This window comes from Kovacikia sp. CALU 1929 (genome assembly GCF_056784235.1).
In genome coordinates this window covers 1-4,181 of sequence record NZ_JBXBCF010000004.1, presented here as the reverse complement: position 1 = coordinate 4,181, position 4,181 = coordinate 1, and the positions used below count along the sequence as shown (strand labels likewise).

2 tRNA genes and 2 rRNA genes are annotated in these 4,181 nt (G+C 52.6%); all 4 read right to left on the bottom strand.

Going from position 1 to position 4,181, the window contains the following annotated elements:
- Window positions 1–1,939 (bottom strand): 23S ribosomal RNA (locus tag AC1S52_RS00145); the annotation flags it as partial.
- A 245-nt stretch (window positions 1,940–2,184) separates the two neighbouring features.
- Window positions 2,185–2,257: transfer RNA gene (locus AC1S52_RS00140), tRNA-Ala, on the bottom strand.
- A 4-nt stretch (window positions 2,258–2,261) separates the two neighbouring features.
- Window positions 2,262–2,335 (bottom strand) — tRNA-Ile (locus AC1S52_RS00135).
- 115 nt (window positions 2,336–2,450) lie between these two features.
- Window positions 2,451–3,940, bottom strand: a 16S ribosomal RNA gene (locus AC1S52_RS00130).
- Window positions 3,941–4,181: the final 241 nt, after the last annotated feature.

Here is a 4,181-nt window from a genome sequence, read left to right as displayed (position 1 = left end):
GGTCGGAACTTACCCGACAAGGAATTTCGCTACCTTAGGACCGTTATAGTTACGGCCGCCGTTCACCGGGGCTTCGGTCGCCAGCTTCGCTTGCGCTGACCGACTTCCTTAACCTTCCGGCACTGGGCAGGCGTCAGCCCCCATACCTCGTCTTACGACTTTGCGGAGACCTGTGTTTTTGGTAAACAGTCGCCTGGGACTCTTCACTGCGACCACCTTGCGGTGGCACCCCTTCTCCCGAAGTTACGGGGCCATTTTGCCGAGTTCCTTAGAGAGAGTTATCTCGCGCCCTTTGGTATTCTCAACCTTCCCACCTGTGTCGGTTTAGGGTACGGGCAATCTTGGATTAACGTGGTTCGGGCTTTTCTTGGAAGCTTGACATCACACACTTCGAGTCCGTAGACCCTCGTACTCACGCCTCAGCTCAGAACGTTTTCACCGCTCCTCATCACCTTGAACGCTTGAACCGGTAACCAACTTCCGGCTGTGTTAGCCTTCTCCGTCCCCCGCCACAATCCAAAATCGGTATCGGAATATTAACCGATTGTCCATCGACTACGTCTTTCGACCTCGCCTTAGGTCCCGACTAACCCTCCGCGGACGAGCCTTCCGGAGGAAACCTTGGGATTTCAGGGCATTGGATTCTCACCAATGTTTGCGCTACTCAAGCCGACATTCTCACTTCTGCTTCGTCCACACCTGCTTTCGCTAATGCTTCTCACTACAACAGAACGCTCCCCTACCGATATGTAAACATATCCCACAGCTTCGGTACACGGCTTAGCCCCGTTCATTTTCGGCGCAGAATCGCTTGACCAGTGAGCTATTACGCACTCTTTTAAGGATGGCTGCTTCTAGGCAAACCTCCTGGTTGTCTCTGCAATTCCACCTCCTTTATCACTTAGCCGTGATTTGGGGACCTTAGCTGGTGGTCTGGGCTGTTTCCCTCTTGACGATGAAGCTTATCCCCCACCGTCTCACTGGCTGACTATGCACTGGGTATTCAGAGTTTGACTCGATTTGGTACCGGTCTCCCAGCCCGCACCGAATCAGTGCTTTACCCCCCAGCTATAACGTCAACCGCTGCGCCTCAACACATTTCGGGGAGAACCAGCTAGCTCCGGGTTCGATTGGCATTTCACCCCTAACCACACCTCATCCGCCAATTTTTCAACATTGGTCGGTTCGGACCTCCACTTGGTGTTACCCAAGCTTCATCCTGGACATGGTTAGATCACCCGGGTTCGGGTCTATAAACACTGACTATCGCCCTATTCAGACTCGCTTTCGCTTTGACTTCGGCATTCCCGCCTTAATCTGCCAGTGCCTATAAGTCGCCGGCTCATTCTTCAACAGGCACGCCGTCACCCGTTTAATCGGGCTTCGACTGCTTGTAGGCTAACGGTTTCATGTTCTATTTCACTCCCCTCCCGGGGTTCTTTTCACCGTTCCCTCGCGGTACTGGTTCACTATCGGTCACACAGGAGTATTTAGCCTTACGAGGTGGTCCTCGCTGATTCACCCGGAATTTCACGTGCTCCAGGCTACTCGGGATTCAGCTAGTATCGTTAAACTTTCGACTACAAGACTTTCACTTTCTCTGGTGCATCTTCCCAATGCTTCGTCTAGTCGCTCGATTCCATGTCGCTGTCCCACAACCCCAGAATGCATGCACTCTGGTTTAGGCTCTTCCCGCTTCGCTCGCCGCTACTAAGGGAATCACGTTTGTTTTCTCTTCCTACAGCTACTAAGATGTTTCAGTTCACTGCGTTCGCTCTTTCCCACCTATGGATTCAGTGGGTAGTATTTAGGGTTGCCCCATTCGGAAACCCCCGGATCAATGCTCGCTTCCAACTCCCCGGGGCATATCGCCGGTAACCGCGTCCTTCTTCGCCTCTGTGTGCCTAGGTATCCACCGTTAGCCCTTATTAGCTTGACCACTTAACAAGTTCATTGGTGTCTGTAAAGGTCATTTGCCTTTTGTCATTTGCCCTTTGTTTCTGAGGATTAACTCATTACAAGTAACCAATGACATTTGACCATGACATCTTCTACCTGACAAGTTCTATGCAGTTTTCAAGGTTCTGGCTGGTATTAACTCCAGCAGGCTATCTAACTAAGCACAGTTGCTTACCTAGACTAGTTGCTGAAATCGCTTTTTTAATTGAAAGCTCTCGCTCTCAGTGGAGGTTAGCGGACTCGAACCGCTGACATCCTGCTTGCAAAGCAGGCGCTCTACCAACTGAGCTAAACCCCCAAGGTGGGCCATCCTGGACTCGAACCAGGGACCTCACCCTTATCAGGGGTGCGCTCTAACCACCTGAGCTAATAGCCCATTTCCGAACCAAGCTAGTTTGAAAGCCAACACTCAATCCTCGAACGACCTTGGGATGACCAACTCTATCCTAATTACATTGTGCTTTCAGATTTAGAGTGGGTAGGTCTCCCTAAAAGGAGGTGATCCAGCCACACCTTCCGGTACGGCTACCTTGTTACGACTTCACCCCAGTCATCAGCCCTGCCTTCGGCGTCCTCCTCCGCAAGCGGTTGGAGTAACGACTTCGGGCGTGGCCAACTCCCATGGTGTGACGGGCGGTGTGTACAAGGCCCGGGAACGTATTCACCGCAGTATGCTGACCTGCGATTACTAGCGATTCCGCCTTCATGCAGGCGAGTTGCAGCCTGCAATCTGAACTGAGCCGTGGTTTATGAGATTAGCGCACCGTCGCCGGTTGGCTGCTCTTTGTCCACAGCATTGTAGTACGTGTGTAGCCCAGGACGTAAGGGGCATGCTGACTTGACGTCATCCCCACCTTCCTCCGGTTTGTCACCGGCAGTCTCTCCAGAGTGCCCAACTTAATGATGGCAACTAGAAACGAGGGTTGCGCTCGTTGCGGGACTTAACCCAACATCTCACGACACGAGCTGACGACAGCCATGCACCACCTGTGTTCGCGCTCCCGAAGGCACTCCCCCCTTTCAAGGGGATTCGCGACATGTCAAGCCCTGGTAAGGTTCTTCGCGTTGCATCGAATTAAACCACATACTCCACCGCTTGTGCGGGCCCCCGTCAATTCCTTTGAGTTTCACACTTGCGTGCGTACTCCCCAGGCGGGATACTTAACGCGTTAGCTACGGCACTGCCCGGGTCGATACGGGCAACACCTAGTATCCATCGTTTACGGCTAGGACTACAGGGGTATCTAATCCCTTTCGCTCCCCTAGCTTTCGTCCATGAGTGTCAGTTCCGGTCCAGTTGCGCGCTTTCGCCGCCGGTGTTCTTCCCAATATCTACGCATTTCACCGCTACACTGGGAATTCCCGCAACCCCTACCAGACTCTAGCTGACCAGTTTCCACCGCCTTTACGGAGTTAAGCCCCGCGCTTTGACAGCAGACTTGACCAGCCACCTGCGGACGCTTTACGCCCAATAAATCCGGATAACGCTTGCATCCTCCGTATTACCGCGGCTGCTGGCACGGAGTTAGCCGATGCTGATTCGATTGGTACCGTCAGATCTTCTTCCCAATCAAAAGAGGTTTACAACCCAAAAGCCTTCCTCCCTCACGCGGTATTGCTCCGTCAGGCTTTCGCCCATTGCGGAAAATTCCCCACTGCTGCCTCCCGTAGGAGTCTGGGCCGTGTCTCAGTCCCAGTGTGGCTGATCATCCTCTCAGACCAGCTACTGATCGTTGCCTTGGTGTGCCGTTACCACTCCAACTAGCTAATCAGACGCGAGCTCTTCTTCAGGCAGCAAGCCTTTCACCTCTCGGCATATCGGGTATTAGCGACCGTTTCCAGCCGTTGTCCCCAACCTGAAGGTAGATTCTCACGCGTTACTCACCCGTCCGCCACTAAGTCCCGAAGGACTCCGTTCGACTTGCATGTGTTAAGCATACCGCCAGCGTTCATCCTGAGCCAGGATCAAACTCTCCATGATGTGATTCACTTAGAATCTGTCTTTGGCTCCAGAAACTTCTCAGTCTCCGGTTTAATCTATCTTTTAAGGATTTCTCCCTAAACACTCTTTCCTTGACGAGGTTTAAGTGCTATTCTGGCTTTCAAACTATTCTCTTTTCTTGGTTCGACTCGCAACTCGGTTCGCTCCGCTTTCGCGTCGCTTCCCCTCACCGCGCTTATCTAATGTAGCTAAATCATCTAGGCCTGTCAAGCGCTTTTTT